The organism is Oceaniglobus sp. K40-3 (assembly GCF_055808395.1).
In genome coordinates this window covers 2,661,817-2,675,153 of sequence record NZ_CM147868.1, presented here as the reverse complement: position 1 = coordinate 2,675,153, position 13,337 = coordinate 2,661,817, and the positions used below count along the sequence as shown (strand labels likewise).

Annotated in this window: 16 protein-coding genes, 1 tRNA gene and 2 pseudogenes; 6 read left to right on the top strand and 13 right to left on the bottom strand. The window is 61.9% G+C overall.

Going from position 1 to position 13,337, the window contains the following annotated elements; all coding sequences use genetic code 11:
• Window positions 1–7 precede the first annotated feature (7 nt).
• The gene (locus AC0L7P_RS13890) at window positions 8–1,243 is read right to left on the bottom strand and encodes an acyl-CoA dehydrogenase family protein (RefSeq protein WP_473433279.1); all 1,236 of its coding nucleotides are present in this window, start codon (window positions 1,241–1,243) and stop codon (window positions 8–10) included.
• Between the two features lie 99 nt (window positions 1,244–1,342).
• Between AC0L7P_RS13890 and AC0L7P_RS13885 the strand changes: the two genes are divergently transcribed.
• From AC0L7P_RS13885 to AC0L7P_RS13875, 3 genes are read left to right on the top strand one after another with little or no spacing between them, the layout of a single operon-like run.
• The gene (locus AC0L7P_RS13885) at window positions 1,343–2,377 is read left to right on the top strand and encodes a phosphotransferase family protein (protein ID WP_473433278.1); all 1,035 of its coding nucleotides are present in this window, start codon (window positions 1,343–1,345) and stop codon (window positions 2,375–2,377) included.
• Between the two features lie 3 nt (window positions 2,378–2,380).
• A complete protein-coding gene (locus AC0L7P_RS13880; RefSeq protein ID WP_473433277.1) occupies window positions 2,381–3,781 on the top strand; it encodes an enoyl-CoA hydratase-related protein in 1,401 nt (466 codons plus the stop codon).
• Window positions 3,748–4,407 carry a 3-hydroxyacyl-CoA dehydrogenase family protein gene (locus tag AC0L7P_RS13875; protein ID WP_473433276.1) on the top strand — a complete coding sequence of 220 codons (660 nt, stop codon included), beginning with the start codon at window positions 3,748–3,750 and terminating at the stop codon, window positions 4,405–4,407. Before AC0L7P_RS13880 ends, AC0L7P_RS13875 begins: the two co-directional genes overlap by 34 nt.
• Here the strand turns inward: AC0L7P_RS13875 and AC0L7P_RS13870 are convergent.
• Window positions 4,404–4,619 carry a hypothetical protein gene (locus AC0L7P_RS13870; RefSeq protein WP_473433275.1) on the bottom strand — a complete coding sequence of 72 codons (216 nt, stop codon included), beginning with the start codon at window positions 4,617–4,619 and terminating at the stop codon, window positions 4,404–4,406. The two genes, AC0L7P_RS13875 and AC0L7P_RS13870, sit on opposite strands and share 4 nt — an antisense overlap.
• Window positions 4,620–4,889: 270 nt before the next feature.
• Between AC0L7P_RS13870 and AC0L7P_RS13865 the strand changes: the two are divergent.
• Window positions 4,890–5,135 (top strand): annotated as a pseudogene (locus tag AC0L7P_RS13865) (DUF2312 domain-containing protein); the annotation flags it as partial.
• A 34-nt stretch (window positions 5,136–5,169) separates the two neighbouring features.
• Here AC0L7P_RS13865 and AC0L7P_RS13860 read toward each other — a convergent pair.
• Window positions 5,170–5,445 carry a hypothetical protein gene (locus tag AC0L7P_RS13860; RefSeq protein ID WP_473433274.1) on the bottom strand — a complete coding sequence of 92 codons (276 nt, stop codon included), beginning with the start codon at window positions 5,443–5,445 and terminating at the stop codon, window positions 5,170–5,172.
• Window positions 5,429–6,010 carry a hypothetical protein gene (locus AC0L7P_RS13855; protein WP_473433273.1) on the bottom strand — a complete coding sequence of 194 codons (582 nt, stop codon included), beginning with the start codon at window positions 6,008–6,010 and terminating at the stop codon, window positions 5,429–5,431. Before AC0L7P_RS13855 ends, AC0L7P_RS13860 begins: the two co-directional genes overlap by 17 nt.
• A 148-nt stretch (window positions 6,011–6,158) precedes the next feature.
• Between AC0L7P_RS13855 and AC0L7P_RS13850 the strand changes: the two are divergent.
• A pseudogene (locus AC0L7P_RS13850) lies at window positions 6,159–7,821 on the top strand (ABC transporter permease).
• A 12-nt stretch (window positions 7,822–7,833) separates the two neighbouring features.
• Here the strand turns inward: AC0L7P_RS13850 and AC0L7P_RS13845 are convergent.
• Both AC0L7P_RS13845 and AC0L7P_RS13840 read right to left on the bottom strand, forming a co-directional pair.
• Complete coding sequence (locus tag AC0L7P_RS13845) at window positions 7,834–8,295, bottom strand: hypothetical protein (protein WP_473433272.1); 462 nt, start codon at window positions 8,293–8,295, stop codon at window positions 7,834–7,836.
• Window positions 8,292–8,657, bottom strand: coding sequence for a hypothetical protein (locus AC0L7P_RS13840; RefSeq protein ID WP_473433271.1), 366 nt, complete (start codon window positions 8,655–8,657; stop codon window positions 8,292–8,294). Before AC0L7P_RS13840 ends, AC0L7P_RS13845 begins: the two co-directional genes overlap by 4 nt.
• Before the next feature lie 162 nt (window positions 8,658–8,819).
• Between AC0L7P_RS13840 and AC0L7P_RS13835 the strand changes: the two genes are divergently transcribed.
• A tRNA-Ser gene (locus tag AC0L7P_RS13835) sits at window positions 8,820–8,909 on the top strand.
• Between the two features lie 210 nt (window positions 8,910–9,119).
• Here the strand turns inward: AC0L7P_RS13835 and AC0L7P_RS13830 are convergent.
• The 7 genes from AC0L7P_RS13830 to AC0L7P_RS13800 form a co-directional block, all read right to left on the bottom strand.
• Window positions 9,120–9,761: a hypothetical protein gene (locus tag AC0L7P_RS13830; protein ID WP_473433270.1), complete on the bottom strand. Its 642-nt coding sequence runs from the start codon at window positions 9,759–9,761 to the stop codon at window positions 9,120–9,122.
• 190 nt (window positions 9,762–9,951) lie between these two features.
• A complete protein-coding gene (locus tag AC0L7P_RS13825; RefSeq protein WP_473433269.1) occupies window positions 9,952–10,422 on the bottom strand; it encodes a helix-turn-helix domain-containing protein in 471 nt (156 codons plus the stop codon).
• Complete coding sequence (locus AC0L7P_RS13820; protein ID WP_473433268.1) at window positions 10,409–10,531, bottom strand: hypothetical protein; 123 nt, start codon at window positions 10,529–10,531, stop codon at window positions 10,409–10,411. Before AC0L7P_RS13820 ends, AC0L7P_RS13825 begins: the two co-directional genes overlap by 14 nt.
• The gene (locus tag AC0L7P_RS13815; protein WP_473433267.1) at window positions 10,528–10,821 is read right to left on the bottom strand and encodes a winged helix domain-containing protein; all 294 of its coding nucleotides are present in this window, start codon (window positions 10,819–10,821) and stop codon (window positions 10,528–10,530) included. The genes AC0L7P_RS13820 and AC0L7P_RS13815 overlap by 4 nt, the downstream gene beginning before the upstream one ends.
• Window positions 10,822–10,921: 100 nt before the next feature.
• Entirely contained in the window at window positions 10,922–11,146 is a 225-nt protein-coding gene (locus AC0L7P_RS13810; RefSeq protein WP_473433266.1) for a helix-turn-helix transcriptional regulator, read from the bottom strand.
• A 107-nt stretch (window positions 11,147–11,253) separates the two neighbouring features.
• Complete coding sequence (locus AC0L7P_RS13805; protein ID WP_473433265.1) at window positions 11,254–11,979, bottom strand: hypothetical protein; 726 nt, start codon at window positions 11,977–11,979, stop codon at window positions 11,254–11,256.
• Between the two features lie 126 nt (window positions 11,980–12,105).
• On the bottom strand, window positions 12,106–13,335 hold the full coding sequence (locus tag AC0L7P_RS13800; protein WP_473433264.1) for a tyrosine-type recombinase/integrase: 1,230 nt from the start codon (window positions 13,333–13,335) through the stop codon (window positions 12,106–12,108).
• Between the last annotated feature and the right edge of the window lie 2 nt (window positions 13,336–13,337).

Here is a 13,337-nt window from a genome sequence, read left to right as displayed (position 1 = left end):
CGCTGCCCTATATGTTTTGCTCAGTGTGGCGGCGCAATTCGGCCCGGGCCACCTGACGGCGATGTACCGCATCGGGGCCGTCGATCAGGCGCAAGGCCCGCAGGTTGCACCATTGGCGCGCCAGCGGCGTGTCCTGTGATATGCCCTGGGCGCCGTACATCTGTATCGCCTGATCGGTGATTTTCAGGGCGATGTCCGGGGCGGCCACCTTGATTTTCGAAATCCACGGGGCGGCGGCGCGCGGATCGCCCTGGTCCATCATCCACGCCGCCTTGAGGCACAGCAGGCGGGCCTGTTCGATCTCGATCCGGGCATCGGCGATATAGTCGAAATTCGCGCCAAGTTGCGCCAGCGGTTTGCCAAATGCCTCGCGCGACAGGGCGCGCTGGCACATCAGTTCAAGCGCGCGTTCGGCCTGACCGATGGCGCGCATACAATGGTGGATACGCCCCGGGCCAAGCCGCCCCTGGGCGATTTCAAACCCCCGCCCGACCCCCAACAGCATGTTTTCGCGCGCCACGCGCACATTATTAAAACGGATATGGAAATGCCCGTGCGGGGCATCATCGTGGCCGAACACCTGCATGGGGCGCAGTTTTTCGATGCCGGGGGTGTCGGCGGGCACCACGATCATCGAGTGGCGCTGATGTTTCGGCGCGCCTTCATCGCCCGTGCGCACCATGACGATATAAACGGCACAGCGCGGATCGCCCGCCCCCGAGGCCCACCATTTTTCGCCGTTCAGCACGAATGCGTCGCCGTCGTCCACGCAGGACAGCGCGATATTGGTGGCGTCCGAACTGGCCACGGCGGGTTCCGTCATCAGGTACGCACTGCGAATCTCGCCCGCCAGAAGGGGCACCAGCCAGCGTTGTTTCATCGCCTCGGTGCCAAAGCGTTCGAACACCTCCATGTTGCCGGTATCGGGGGCGTTGCAGTTGAACACCTCGGCGGCAAGGTGGGATTTGCCCATTTCCTCGGCCAGATAGGCATATTCCACGGTGGTCAGGCCCAGCCCCCTGTCGCTGTTGGTCAGCCAGAAATTCCACAATCCGCGTTCTTTCGCCCGGGTCTTCAGGCCTTCCAGAATGTCGCGCTGGCGGGGGGTGAATTGCCAGCGGTCGCCCTTGTCCACTTCGGCCAGGAATTCGGCGTCACAGGGGGCGATTTCATCGCGCACCATGGTGCGCACCGCGTCAAGCAGGGGCAGCAGGCGGTCGGTCGGGCCGAGGGGCATTGTCATCGCGTGGTCCTCACTGGGGTCGGGGGCATCATGGGGCCAAGGGCGCCCGGGATCAATCAAGGGATTGCGTCGCGCCCCTGTGTGGATACTAATTGCGCCATGAATGCACAGCACATTTCCGGCCCCGAGGCGATGGGCGTCTGGATCGCGGCAGAGATGCCGCAGATCGGGCCAGTGCGCCGGATCGCCAAATTCGCCAATGGACAATCCAACCCCAGCTATCTGATCGAGGCGGCAGGCGGGCAGTTTGTGCTGCGGGCCAAACCGCCGGGTGATCTGTTGAAATCCGCCCATATGGTGGAACGCGAATTCGCGGTGATGCAGGCGCTGGCCGGAACGGATGTGCCGGTGCCGCCCGTGCTGCGCCTGATTGATGACGGGGCGTCGCCCTTTGGGCGGGCGTTTTTCATCATGGAATATCTTGCGGGGCGGATTTTCTGGGATCCGGCCCTGCCTGACGTGCCAAAGGGCGGGCGCGGCGCGATTTACGATGGGATGAACGATGTTCTGGCGCGCCTGCACCGGGTTGAACCGGCGGCGGTGGGGCTGGCGAATTACGGCAAGCCGGGCAATTACTTTGCCCGCCAGACTGATCGCTGGACCCGGCAATATAGGGCCAGCGCCGAAACGCCCCTGCCGGATATGGAGCATCTGGCGCGGTGGTTGCACGATGAAATGCCGAACGACGACGGGCAGGTCGCGCTGGTCCATGGGGATTTCCGGCTGGACAATATGATTTTCGCCCCCGATGAACCCCGGGTGATTGGCCTGCTGGATTGGGAGCTAAGCACCCTTGGCCATCCTCTCGCGGATCTGGCCTATCAGTGTATGCAGTGGCGGTTGCCCCATGATGGCGGAATGCGCGGCCTTGGCGGGCTGGACCGCCGCGCGCTGGGGCTGCCGGATGAGGCGGAATATGTTGCCGCCTATTGCGAACGGCGGCAGTTGAAGGGTATCGCGGATTGGACCTTCTTTCTGGCCTTTTCCTTTTTCCGTCTGGCGGCCATTCTGGAAGGCGTGGTGGCACGGGCGCGGGCGGGCAACGCATCAAACCCGGAAACGGCGAAACTTTATGCCGGGTCGATCCCGGTTCTGGCGGATATGGCGGCGCGGCTGACGCGCGAAGGGGCTTAGGCGATGGATATCGACACGGAACAACAGGGCGATGTGGCGGTGATCCGGTTTGCCAATCCGCCGCTGAACGCGCTGGACGGGGCGGTGCGCGCCGGGCTGTTGCAGGCGCTGACGGTGGCGTTGGACAACGATGAGGTGCGCACGATCGCTCTGGCGGCAAAAGATGGCGATTTTTCCGTGGGAACCGCCCAGGGGGCGGGGGCGCCGGACCTTGGCGCGCTGTGTCTTGCGGTTGAGGGGGCGCCAAAGCCGGTGATTGTGGCGCTGAACGGGGCGGTTCTGGGCGATGGTCTGGATCTCGCACTGGCCTGTCATTACCGGGTGGCGGGCAAGGATCTGCGCCTTGGGGCGCCGGGCATCCGGCTGGGCCTGCCGCCCTCGGGGGGGATGACCCAACGCTTGCCGCGCCTGTGCGGGGCCGGGGCCACGTTGACCCTGCTGTTGGGCGGGCAGGCCCGTGCGCCGATGGCCGGGTTTCTTGATGCACCACAGGCCGGTGATGCGGTGTCGGCGGCGTTGGCCATGGCTGCCGGGCACCCTGCGCCGCGCCCCACGGCATTGCGCCGCGATGGGTTGGGCGATGTGGCGGGGTTCATGACGGCGGTTGCCAAGGCGCGGGCCTCGGTCGAGGGATCGCCCCTTGAGGCGCCGTCGCGGATCGTGGACTGTGTCGAGGGGGCGATGATCCTGCCGTTTGACACTGGCCTTGCCATGGAACAGGCGGCCTTTGCCGATTGCGTGATCAGCGCACCCAGTCTGGCCCTGCACCACATGGCCCGGGCCGAGGTTGAAGCGGCCCAATGGCCGGCTGCGGCGGGCGGACGGGCGCGCCCGCTGACCAGGGTGGCGATCACCGGCGGCACCGCGCGGGCGGGTGAGCTGGCGCTGATCTGTCTTGACGCCGGGCTTGAGGTGCTGCTGGTCGAGTTGGAACCGGCGGGGCAGGCGGTGGTGCTGGAACGCCTGCTTGATCTCTATGATGATGCGGTCGAGCGTGGCGCCCTGAGCGCGCCGGACCGCGACGCGCGTTTGCTGCGGGTGCAACCCGAGGCAACCTTTGACGATCTGTGCAGCGCCGATGTGATCTGGGAGGCGGGGCCGGATGACCCCGCGCTCAAGCGTGAAATCTGGTCGGCCATCGGATTGCTGGCGCGCCCCGGCGCCCTGTTGCTGGCGGCGGGGGATGTGATTGCGCCCGAGGGTCTGGCCAATGCGGCAGAACGCCCCGAAGACCTGATCGCGGTGCATTTGCCCGGCTCGGCGCATTTGTCCACGTTGGCCGAACTGCTGGCCCCCCAGGCTGTGCGCCCGATGCAGCCGCCACCGCGCTGGCGCTGGTGCGGCGGTTACAGCGGCAACCGGTGGTGGGCGTGGCCGCGCCCGGGCGGTTGGTGCATCACCTGACCGAGGTTCTGGAACGGGTGATCGAGGCGCTGCTGATCGGTGGCCACAGCGGCGAGGTGATAGATCAGGCGCTGGCGACTTACGGGTTTCGCATGGCGCCCTGCACCCACATGGATGCCCGGGGGCTGGACCGGGTTCTGGAACATCGCCGCGCGGTGCAGGGCGATGACATGCCCGAGGTTGCCCTGCTGGATGCGCTGGTTGACAGCGGGCTGACCGGGCGCGGCACCGGGGCGGGGCTGTTTGTCTGGCGCGATGGTGCACCCGCCGGCGAACCGCCCGAGACCCGCGCCATGATGCGCGCCCTGTCCGAGGCGGATATTCCCGTGGCGCGAAACGTGGCCGAAGCCGACATCGGCCATGTCTGCGCCGCCGCCCTTGCCAATGCCGGGGCGGCCCTGTTGGCGACCGGGGCGATCACGCGGGCCGGGGCGGTGGATGTGGCCGCCGTCCACGCCCTCGGGTTTCCGCGCTGGCGCGGCGGGCCGATGATGGCCGCCGATCAGCGCGGGCTGGTGCGGGTCGAACGGGATGTGCAGGCCGGGGGAACCGGTGCTGTGCTGTCGCCACTTTTGGCCGATTGCATCAAGAATGGCACGCGGCTGGCGGAACGAGAAGTGCCCTAGCTCAGGAATATCCCGACAACGACCAGCATCAGCCCCAGCACCGACAACAGCAGCGCGCCCATGTTCACCACCACCAGCCGTTGCAACCCGGCGCGCATGGTGGCGTCGTCCTGCCCCGAACGGCGGATGCGGATGGCGGCGATGATGCACCATATCAGGGCGCACAGCCCAACGGCCGATAACGCGACGCCGCCCCAGATTAAGCTGTCCATGGTGTTCCTTCCGATCTGCCTGTTGCCCAATCCCCTATAGCACTTCTCGCAATAGCTGAAGCACTCAGCATCACCCAACGCGTTGAAATCTCTGATTTCAGGCGGTGTTGGGTGATACAGGTTTTTGCGAAAGTGTTTTAGACGATCCACGGATCACGCGCAATCGCACCGGCGCCCTTGCGGTGACGCGATGTCAAAGCTACTCATTGCACAAAATCACAAGAACATGAGGCCCGAAATGAGCGATATGCCCCCCCCGAAGCCACCGCCGCCGACAGCAATTACCGCGTCACCGCAGATGAACTGCGCCAGTTCATCGAACGGTTCGAACGTCTGGAACAGGAAAAGAAAGACATCGCCGAAGCCCAGAAAGAAGTGATGGCCGAGGCCAAGGGCCGTGGTTATGACACCAAGGTCATGCGCAAGATCATCGCCCTGCGCAAACGCGACAAGGACGATATCGCCGAAGAAGAAGCGGTTCTTGAGATGTATATGGAAGCGTTGGGCATGGCCTGACCGGGCTGGCGCCGCCCCGGGGCGGTGCCGCGTTTCAAGGGGTCAGAAGGCGGACACCGGGCAGGGTTTCGATCAGGTCCAGATCCGCTTCGTAGTTTTCGGTCATCCGGCTTACCAGATCCGGGGTCCAGCCGGGCAAATCCAGCACCTCGTCAAGTTCGTCCTCATTGGCGAATTTGTCGAGAAAGGCGCTGATCACCTTGCGGCGCGTTGCGTCGTTGGCGGGGGGATGCGCCTTGGTATAGGCGCGCAACCTGCGCATCCCTTCGGGCGTGATGACATCGCGCAGCATTTCAAAACCGCCGTTCATTCCCGCCTCTTCGCTGACGCCTGCAAGGCTGCGCATGATTTCCCCCCAAAGCAGGGGCGAGATCTTCGTGGCACCACACCGTCACCGGGCAATCGGGGCAATGGGTGCGCAGATCGCGCACCGTATCGGACCAGCGCAGGGCCAGAGGATCGGTCCCGGCGATGAAATCGCGGAATTTGTCAGGGGTTTTGTTGTTTTCCGCGTAAAGCGCCGGCACCCAGGTTGCCGGATTGCGCACCGCAAGAAACATGGCGACGGGGCTGTCGGGAAAGATATTGCGCAGCCAGGCCGCCTTGAACATCCGCGGGTAAATCTGGTTGCCGTCAAGGCTGGCGGCGGCGCGCGACAGGAACCCGGCGTTGGACAGGACCAGCCGCTCTGGCTCATCCGATTCCAGGACGGTTTCCAGCACCACATCCCGGGCGTCTGCACTGGCCACCGCACCGCGAAGTTTGCCCATCACATCATATAAAACACCGCGATACCGCCCGGGGCCGGGCACGGATACGCCAAATTCATCCAGCATTTCGCGATTGCGCAAAAGCGAGCCGCAGCAGCCGCTCACCATCGGTACAATGTGCCCCCAAATGAAATACGACGTCCATATGACCCCTAAACAGCTTTGTCCGTTTGGGGTGCGACCCGTGGACCTGCGTATTAGTATAAGCCAATTGATGGACAGTTAAACCGCCATTCGCTAAAGCGGTCAGGCAATGACCGATCAAAACACTCAGGCACCGCCCCGCTTTTCTTTTCCCCGGTTTCGCCCCGACCCATGGTCGGTGGGTGCTGTTGCCATCGCCGCGCTGGTTTTGCTGCCGATCGTGGCGGTTCTGGTGCTGGCGTTTCATCCGACCGAAAACGTCTGGCCCCATCTTATGGCCACGACGCTGCCGCGCTATCTGGGCAATTCGTTGATGTTGATGTTTGGCACCGGTTTGCTGGCCGGGGCTGCGGGGACAGGGGCGGCATGGCTGGTGGTGATGTACCGCTTTCCGGGGGTGCGGTGGCTGGAATGGCTGTTGCTGTTTCCGCTGGCCATCCCGGCTTATGTGGGGGCCTATGCCCTGGTGGATTTTCTTGAATATGCGGGGCCGGTCCAGACCGGGCTGCGCGCGCTGATGGGGTGGAATTCGGCGCAAGATTACGTCTTTCCCGCAATCCGGTCGCGGGGCGCGGCGATCGTGGTGCTGGCGGCGTCGCTTTATCCCTATGTCTATCTTTTGGCGCGGGCCGGGTTGCGTGAACAATCGGGCTGTTCCTATGAGGTGGCGCGCGCCCTTGGCGCCGGACCGTTCGCGCGGTTCTGGCGGGTCGGGCTGCCGCTGACCCGTCCGGCCATCGCGGCGGGCATCGCCATTGTGATGATGGAAACGGCCAGCGATTTCGGGGTGGTTGAATATTTCTCGGTTCAAACCCTGACCACCGGGATTTTCACGGTCTGGCTGGAAACCGGCAATGCGGGGGGCGGCACAGATCGCCTGTGTGATTCTGGCGCTGGTGCTGAGCCTTGTGGCGCTGGAGAAAACCTCGCGGCGCAATTCACGGTTTCACCGCCTGTCGCGCCAACAGCGCAGCGTCGTGCGGATGCCCCTGAAGGGCTGGCGCGGCTGGCTGGCGACACTGGCCTGCACGTTGCCGTTTGCCGTGGGGTTCGTGCTGCCGGTATCGGTGATCACCGCCCATGCGGTGGAAAAGCCCGACCGCTGGTTTGATCCGGGCCTTGGCGCGGCCCTGTGGCATACGGTGGGCGTGGGCGGTGTGGCGGCGGTGCTGACGGTGCTGGCGGCGCTGTTCATGGTTTATGGTGTGCGCCTGACCGGGCGGGCGCTGCCCCGGTTGCTTTTGCCGGTGACGATCATCGGCTATGCCGCGCCGGGGGCGGTTCTGGGCCTTGGTATCCTGATTCCGCTGGCCGCGTTTGATAACACGCTGGCCGATGGGATACTGGCGCTGACCGGCTATGATCCCGGTCTGATGCTGACCGGAACGGCGACGGCCATCGTGTTTGCCTATGTGGTGCGGTTCTTTGCCATTGCCCAGGGGGCTGCGGATGCGGCCATGGGGCGCGTATCCCCCAGCCTGCCCATGGCGGCGCGGGCCTTGGGGCAGACGGCGGGCGGCACCCTGCGCCGGGTCTATGGGCCGCTGATCCGCGGGTCGGTTGGCACCGCGCTGCTGTTGGTGTTTGTGGATTGCGTGAAAGAACTGCCCGCTACGCTGTTGCTGCGCCCGTTCAATTACAACACCCTGGCGACGCGGGTGCATGAACAGGCCTCGCTTGAACGGATCGGCGAGGCGGCCCCCGCCGCGTTGCTGGTGATTGCTGTCGGGCTGGTTGCCGTGGCGATTCTGGCGCGCGCGAACCGCAGCTAGGGCAGGGCGCGTTTACAGATCTTCGCCAAGGATAAACTGCGCCGCCCCCCGGCCCAGAGCGCGGGAAATGGACGTGTACATGGTATCGAACGCGCCAAAAATCGCCTGGTTCAGGGCCTGCCCGGCCTCGGTGTCCGACAGTTCGGTATAAGCAGTGAGATCCGCGTCGCTGAGCGGCTGATAGGCCAGCGCCAGATAGGAATAGACCCAATCCAGCGTATCGGCCCGGATCTGTGGTTCTTGTGACCAGACATCCGCCAAGGCCTGATCCTCGGTCATGTCACCGGCAAAGGCGCCGCCATCCATCAGCCCGATATAAAAGGCATAATTCGAATTCATCGCCCCCACGACGTTGGATTCCACCAGATCGTTGGCGGCGATAAACCGATCCAGCGCCTCCAGCCGTGCATCGCCCGCCTGCCGCATCTCGTGCAGCCGGTCCTTGGCGGCCTGTTCAACCGCCTTGTCCATCATCGCACGCCGCGCCTCAAGCTCCAGCCGGACAATCCGCGCCCCGCGATCAGACTGGAAAAACCCAGCAGCGGCTGAACATCCACATCCGCCAGCAGGGTATCGAAACGGTCAAGCACCAGCGCATTCATGGCGTCGGTGTCATAAAGCCGCGCAACCACGGCGGGCCAGGCGCTGCCACCGCGCCCGGGAAACATCTCGTGGCGCAGATCCTCGCCATAGGTTATCCCCTCGGTCTGCATGATCGCGATCACCTCGGGCATCAGCAGGGCATCGTAAAGCGAACGCACCGCATCCCGGGGTGCGGCCCCGGCAGGCAACAGCGAACAAAGCGTCAGGGCAGTGGCAATCAACAGGCGGCGCATGGGGTTCTCCGAAGGGTGCAACAGCTGCAAGCTATGACCCACCTTGCCCTGTGCCAAGTGTTGATGGCCCGATTGGCACAATAAAGCCGGGTTCAACCGAAAAACCCCGATAAACCAGTTGCACCCACCGCAGGAGGGCAGTAAGCACCGCCCAGCGATCACGGAGAGGTGCCGGAGTGGTCGAACGGGGCGGTCTCGAAAACCGTTGAGGGTGCAAGCCTTCCCAGGGTTCGAATCCCTGTCTCTCCGCCACCCACCAAGATAATTCCGTTTAAATACAGCGCACTAAGGGGAAACCTTGCTGGTCCGTCCCCCATTTTATCCGCCATTCTGTTTTCGATGGCGGCCAGAACATTGACCAAAAAAAGTTCCCTGATTTGACAGCGCACAAATTTGACTACCCCTCGCCGGTCCGGGATTCGGGCGCGCAGAGATTTGTTGTCCCCCCCAAGCGCAACGCCGCTAATCGTCAAACAGCCCATCGAAGGGATTGTCTTTGAACAGGTGGCGAAATTTCTCAACGAACGCGCGGTCAGCCTCGGTTTCGCACCATTCGATTTCGCGCCGGGTTCGCACATAAGTTCTGGCCCACATGCCTTTGGGCTTGTCTGCTATGAAATAGGCGGTGCCAGGTTGCCCGCCCAGCGCCATCCTTCGCTTGTTGGCGCGGCGAAGCAAGCGGTCGTGCCGGTCCTCTGACTGACTGGCATAGGCGATGCCATAGCAGTGACGGCATAGGAAGTAAGCCCCACCCGCAAACAGCTTGCCCACCCGTCGCTGGCATGAACGGCCATTCACCACGCCGGGACATTTGAAAAACGGTCGCGCGCCGCCAAAGTTGCATGGGGAATGTTCGATGAACACGGTTTGCGTGATGGCCTGCCACTCTTGCCCGCCACAACGAATGCGATAGGTCAGCACGATCCTTCCAGCCTCGGCCCTGAGCGATATGCGCGCGGTTTCCTCGCCATCCTGTTGCCAACGCCAGTGGCCTTGCCAGCCATCGGCCAGACACCCGGCGCGGTGCAGTCGGTTGACATCAATCGAACGGCAATGCTCTGCCTTCGTCTTGTGGGCAGTTCGGCCCGAACCAATTCCGCCCATCAGAACACCCTCCGATATTTTCCGAAATCATCTGGCAAGGTGCTCTTGGCCTTTGGCGATGTCGCGGTTGCTTTGCCGTCTGTTGTCATGTCGTGCCGTTCCTTGCAGGGGAGTGGTAGTATTAGTGTTCCATCTGGATACCCAAAGCGGGGGCAAAAATGGCTCTGACGGGTTCTGTGGCGGTCCCTAGCTAGGGCGTTGGGTTCTGTGGCGGTCCCGTCAGATCGGGTGACGGGTCAGCCTTGATACCGTGTTTTGTTTTTCGCGACGTGTGTGGCGGTTTCGCCGGTCGCCAATCACGCCAATCATTCGTGGCGGGTGTATCCCGTTTCGCCCCCTTCACCGGCTTGGTGGTCAGCCGCCATTCATGGGCGCGGCGGGAATACCAGTTGCCCGGTGTTTCCAACGCGATGAACCCTTTGTCCTGTAATTCGATGAAGGCGCGCTGGGCGGTCCCTTTGCCAATGCCCAGCGCCTCGACAGCCTCATTCATGGACAGGGTCAGCCTGCCATTGTTGCCGCCATTATAGCGGGTGTGCAACTCGCCCCAGACCTTGATGGCGGCCCCCGAAAGGGACCGCCACGCTGTTGACTTGAGAATGGCATAGGGCAGGGGGACATATTGTTCCTTGCCGCGCCCCTTGTGGTCAGCCTTGCCCATGGCGCACCCCTTGTTCGGCATAAAACCGGGCCAGCGGTTCGGGCAATCCATGTTTGCGCATCAGGCGGCGGATGGCATTGGCCAGTGGATCGTCTGACTTGCGGTTCATTCGCCCGCCCCCCGCGACAGCACGGTGAGCGAGCGAATGGCAGTCAACAGCCGGTAACGGGCATGTTGGCCTTTGTATGGGCCGCCATGGGGTTCCATCTCGGTTTCGATGTCGAACCCCCGCTTGCGCAGACAATGCACATAGGCGGCCACCCTGAGCGCGGGGCGTTCAATGGTGGTGATGCCGTGCAACCCGGCCTGTGCCAGGTGATACAGCGCCCAGCCTTGGCGCTGGGTCAGTTCATAGGTACGCGGACCTTGGCCGGTTTCGATGGTCACATGAATTTTCATATCGTCCTCATTGAAAAATGAGGGCGTCGGGAGTAAACAAGAGTTCCTTACGCTATTGCTCAACGCCCACGCCCTCGGATTGCAGGGAGTGGGTGTTGTTCTATCCGGTGGCGCGTTCGGCCAGCGGACGGTCGGCCAACCACGCCAACACGGCGCTTTCGGGCCATGCAACGGCGCGGCGGCCAATGCGAACCGGGCGGGGAAATTCGCCCCGGCTCATCATGTCATAGATACTGCTACGGCTCAGGCCGGTGGCGGCCTCAACAGCCGGGCGGCGTAGGTGTTTTTGCGCGACCAGTCGGGGCATCGGGTTTGAGTCTGCCATGTCTGTCCTATTTGGTTCAAGTTTGTACGCTTCGAACCGTATCGGAAACTAACTAGACTTGCGCTTGGTGTTATTTGTGAAAAAACAATTTCGCTAATTTTGATGTGTTAAGTGTCTGGATTGTAAAGACTTCTATGGTTTCCTATCGCCGTTCGTAGAGTGCTTTCACCAAAACCTGTAACACCAATTTCCTTTAAATCGCGCTCGATTTCTTTCGCAGTTTTGTCAGGGGGAGCGTCAGGGTAGAGCTTTTGTATTCCGCTGGTTACGACACCTAATTTGTCGGATTTAGGGCCACGTTTCTTAGCTATTCGCTTGGTAGAGCTATTCCGTTGCGCCAACGAAATCGCCATCGATTCAAGAGCATGACCATAGTCAGAGGGTAGCAAATCATTAACAAAACAAAGAGACCAGCCATCAATCTTACAAATTAGGCTTGTTTCATTTCGTTGTCGTTGCGCACCGTTGAACACTCTGCGCTCTTTATCGACGGTCCAAGTGCGCGGGCATAAAAAAGCGTAGCTACTGTCCAGCGATTTCAAGGCTTGTTCCGATTGCGCAAAATTCTCAGGCAAGTGAGTTGGCGCTTCGTTGTTCGTTCTCAAAATCCATGAATAAATATTGAGTGGTTCGGGCTTTGTTGGGCAGAAGACCTTCGCGTTATCTTCGATCTTTTGAATAAAGTTGTGTGCAAATAGTTTAGCCGAGGTTCTAAGTATGACGGGCCGATCTGCGGATGGTATCGCTCCGTATTTAGCGTTAGCGGACTGATAGATACGAGGCGCGATTCTATCGTTGGAAAGAGCTTTAAAGAAAGAACTTTCGAGCGCCATCGGCGCAAAATATCCGCTGGGACAAATCAACTTCTGAGAACGCGTGATTGCATGGCAAGAATATATCGGAAGATATGGGAAGCAGCAAGATGTAGTAACCCGCCCGAAGTTCTGTACATCCAATTGTCAAGTTCGGCCCGAAATCGCGACTACGGACGTGCCACTGTCAGTGCATTTTCTAGCCCAACCTTCCATCAACTTCCGACGCTTTTCAAACAAATCCGAACGGGCATAGGCGGCCTCGGCCTTGTTCTGGATCGTGTGCGCCAGCGCGGCCTCGGATACTTCGCGCGGGATATTGGTTCGTTCTTGCGCCCACATTTTGAATGATGTCCGAAATCCATGCACATCGGCATCGAACCCCAATTTCTTGACCAGCTTTGAAAGGGTCATGTCCGACAGCGGCTTGCCCACCTTCACGCCGGGAAACACCAGCCCGGTGCCCTCGCCCAGCGCGCGGGCCTCTTGGAATATCTCGACTGCACGGGGCGACAGGGGAACGCGGTGTGCGCGCTTAGCCTTCATGCGGGTGGCGGGGATGGTCCACACAGCCTTGGCCAAATCCACCTCGCCCCATTCGGCCAACCGCACCTCACCCGAACGGGTGGCAGTCAGGATCACCAGTTCCAGCGCCAGTTTGGTGGCAAGCCCGGCCTTTGATGCTTTGATAACCTCAATGCACCCGCCCACCTCTTGATAGGGCAGCGCCTTGCGGTGTTCCTTGAGCGCGGTTTGTTTGGGCAATGCCTTGGCGATGGCATCGGCGGGGTTGTCTTGTCGCCACCCCTTCGCCACGCACCATTTCATCACGGTGCCAATGCGTTGCCGCACCCGGCGCGCGGTTTCCGGCTTTTCCAGCCATATGGGGGTCAGCACGGCCAGCACATCGGCGGGCGTGATGTCGGCCACACGTTGCGCGCCCAACCGGGGAAAGGTGTAGGTTTCAAGGGTGGTCATGAATTGCGCCGCATGTTTTGCGTTGCGCCAGCCGGGCCGGTGGATTTCATAGACCTTGCGCGCGGCTTCCTCAAACGTCAGAACCGCCTCGGCCTCGCGCTTGGCCTTGAGGGGGTCGCCCCCTTGCCGCGCCAGCTTGCGGTTTTCCGTCGCCACCTCGCGCGCCTCGGCCAGCGAAACCAGCGATGCCGGGCCAAGCCCCATTTCCGTCCGCTTGCCACGAATAACGATCCTCTGCACCCAACGCCGCGCGCCGGTGGCATCAACCTTGAGCAACAGCCCATTGCCGTCCGCATATTTGCCGGGTTCTTTGACGGTGCGCACAAATGCAGCGGATAAGGCTTTGTCAGGGTGACGCCCGGCCTTTGTCGGTTTGGATGTCTGTTTCACGTCCGCCATTC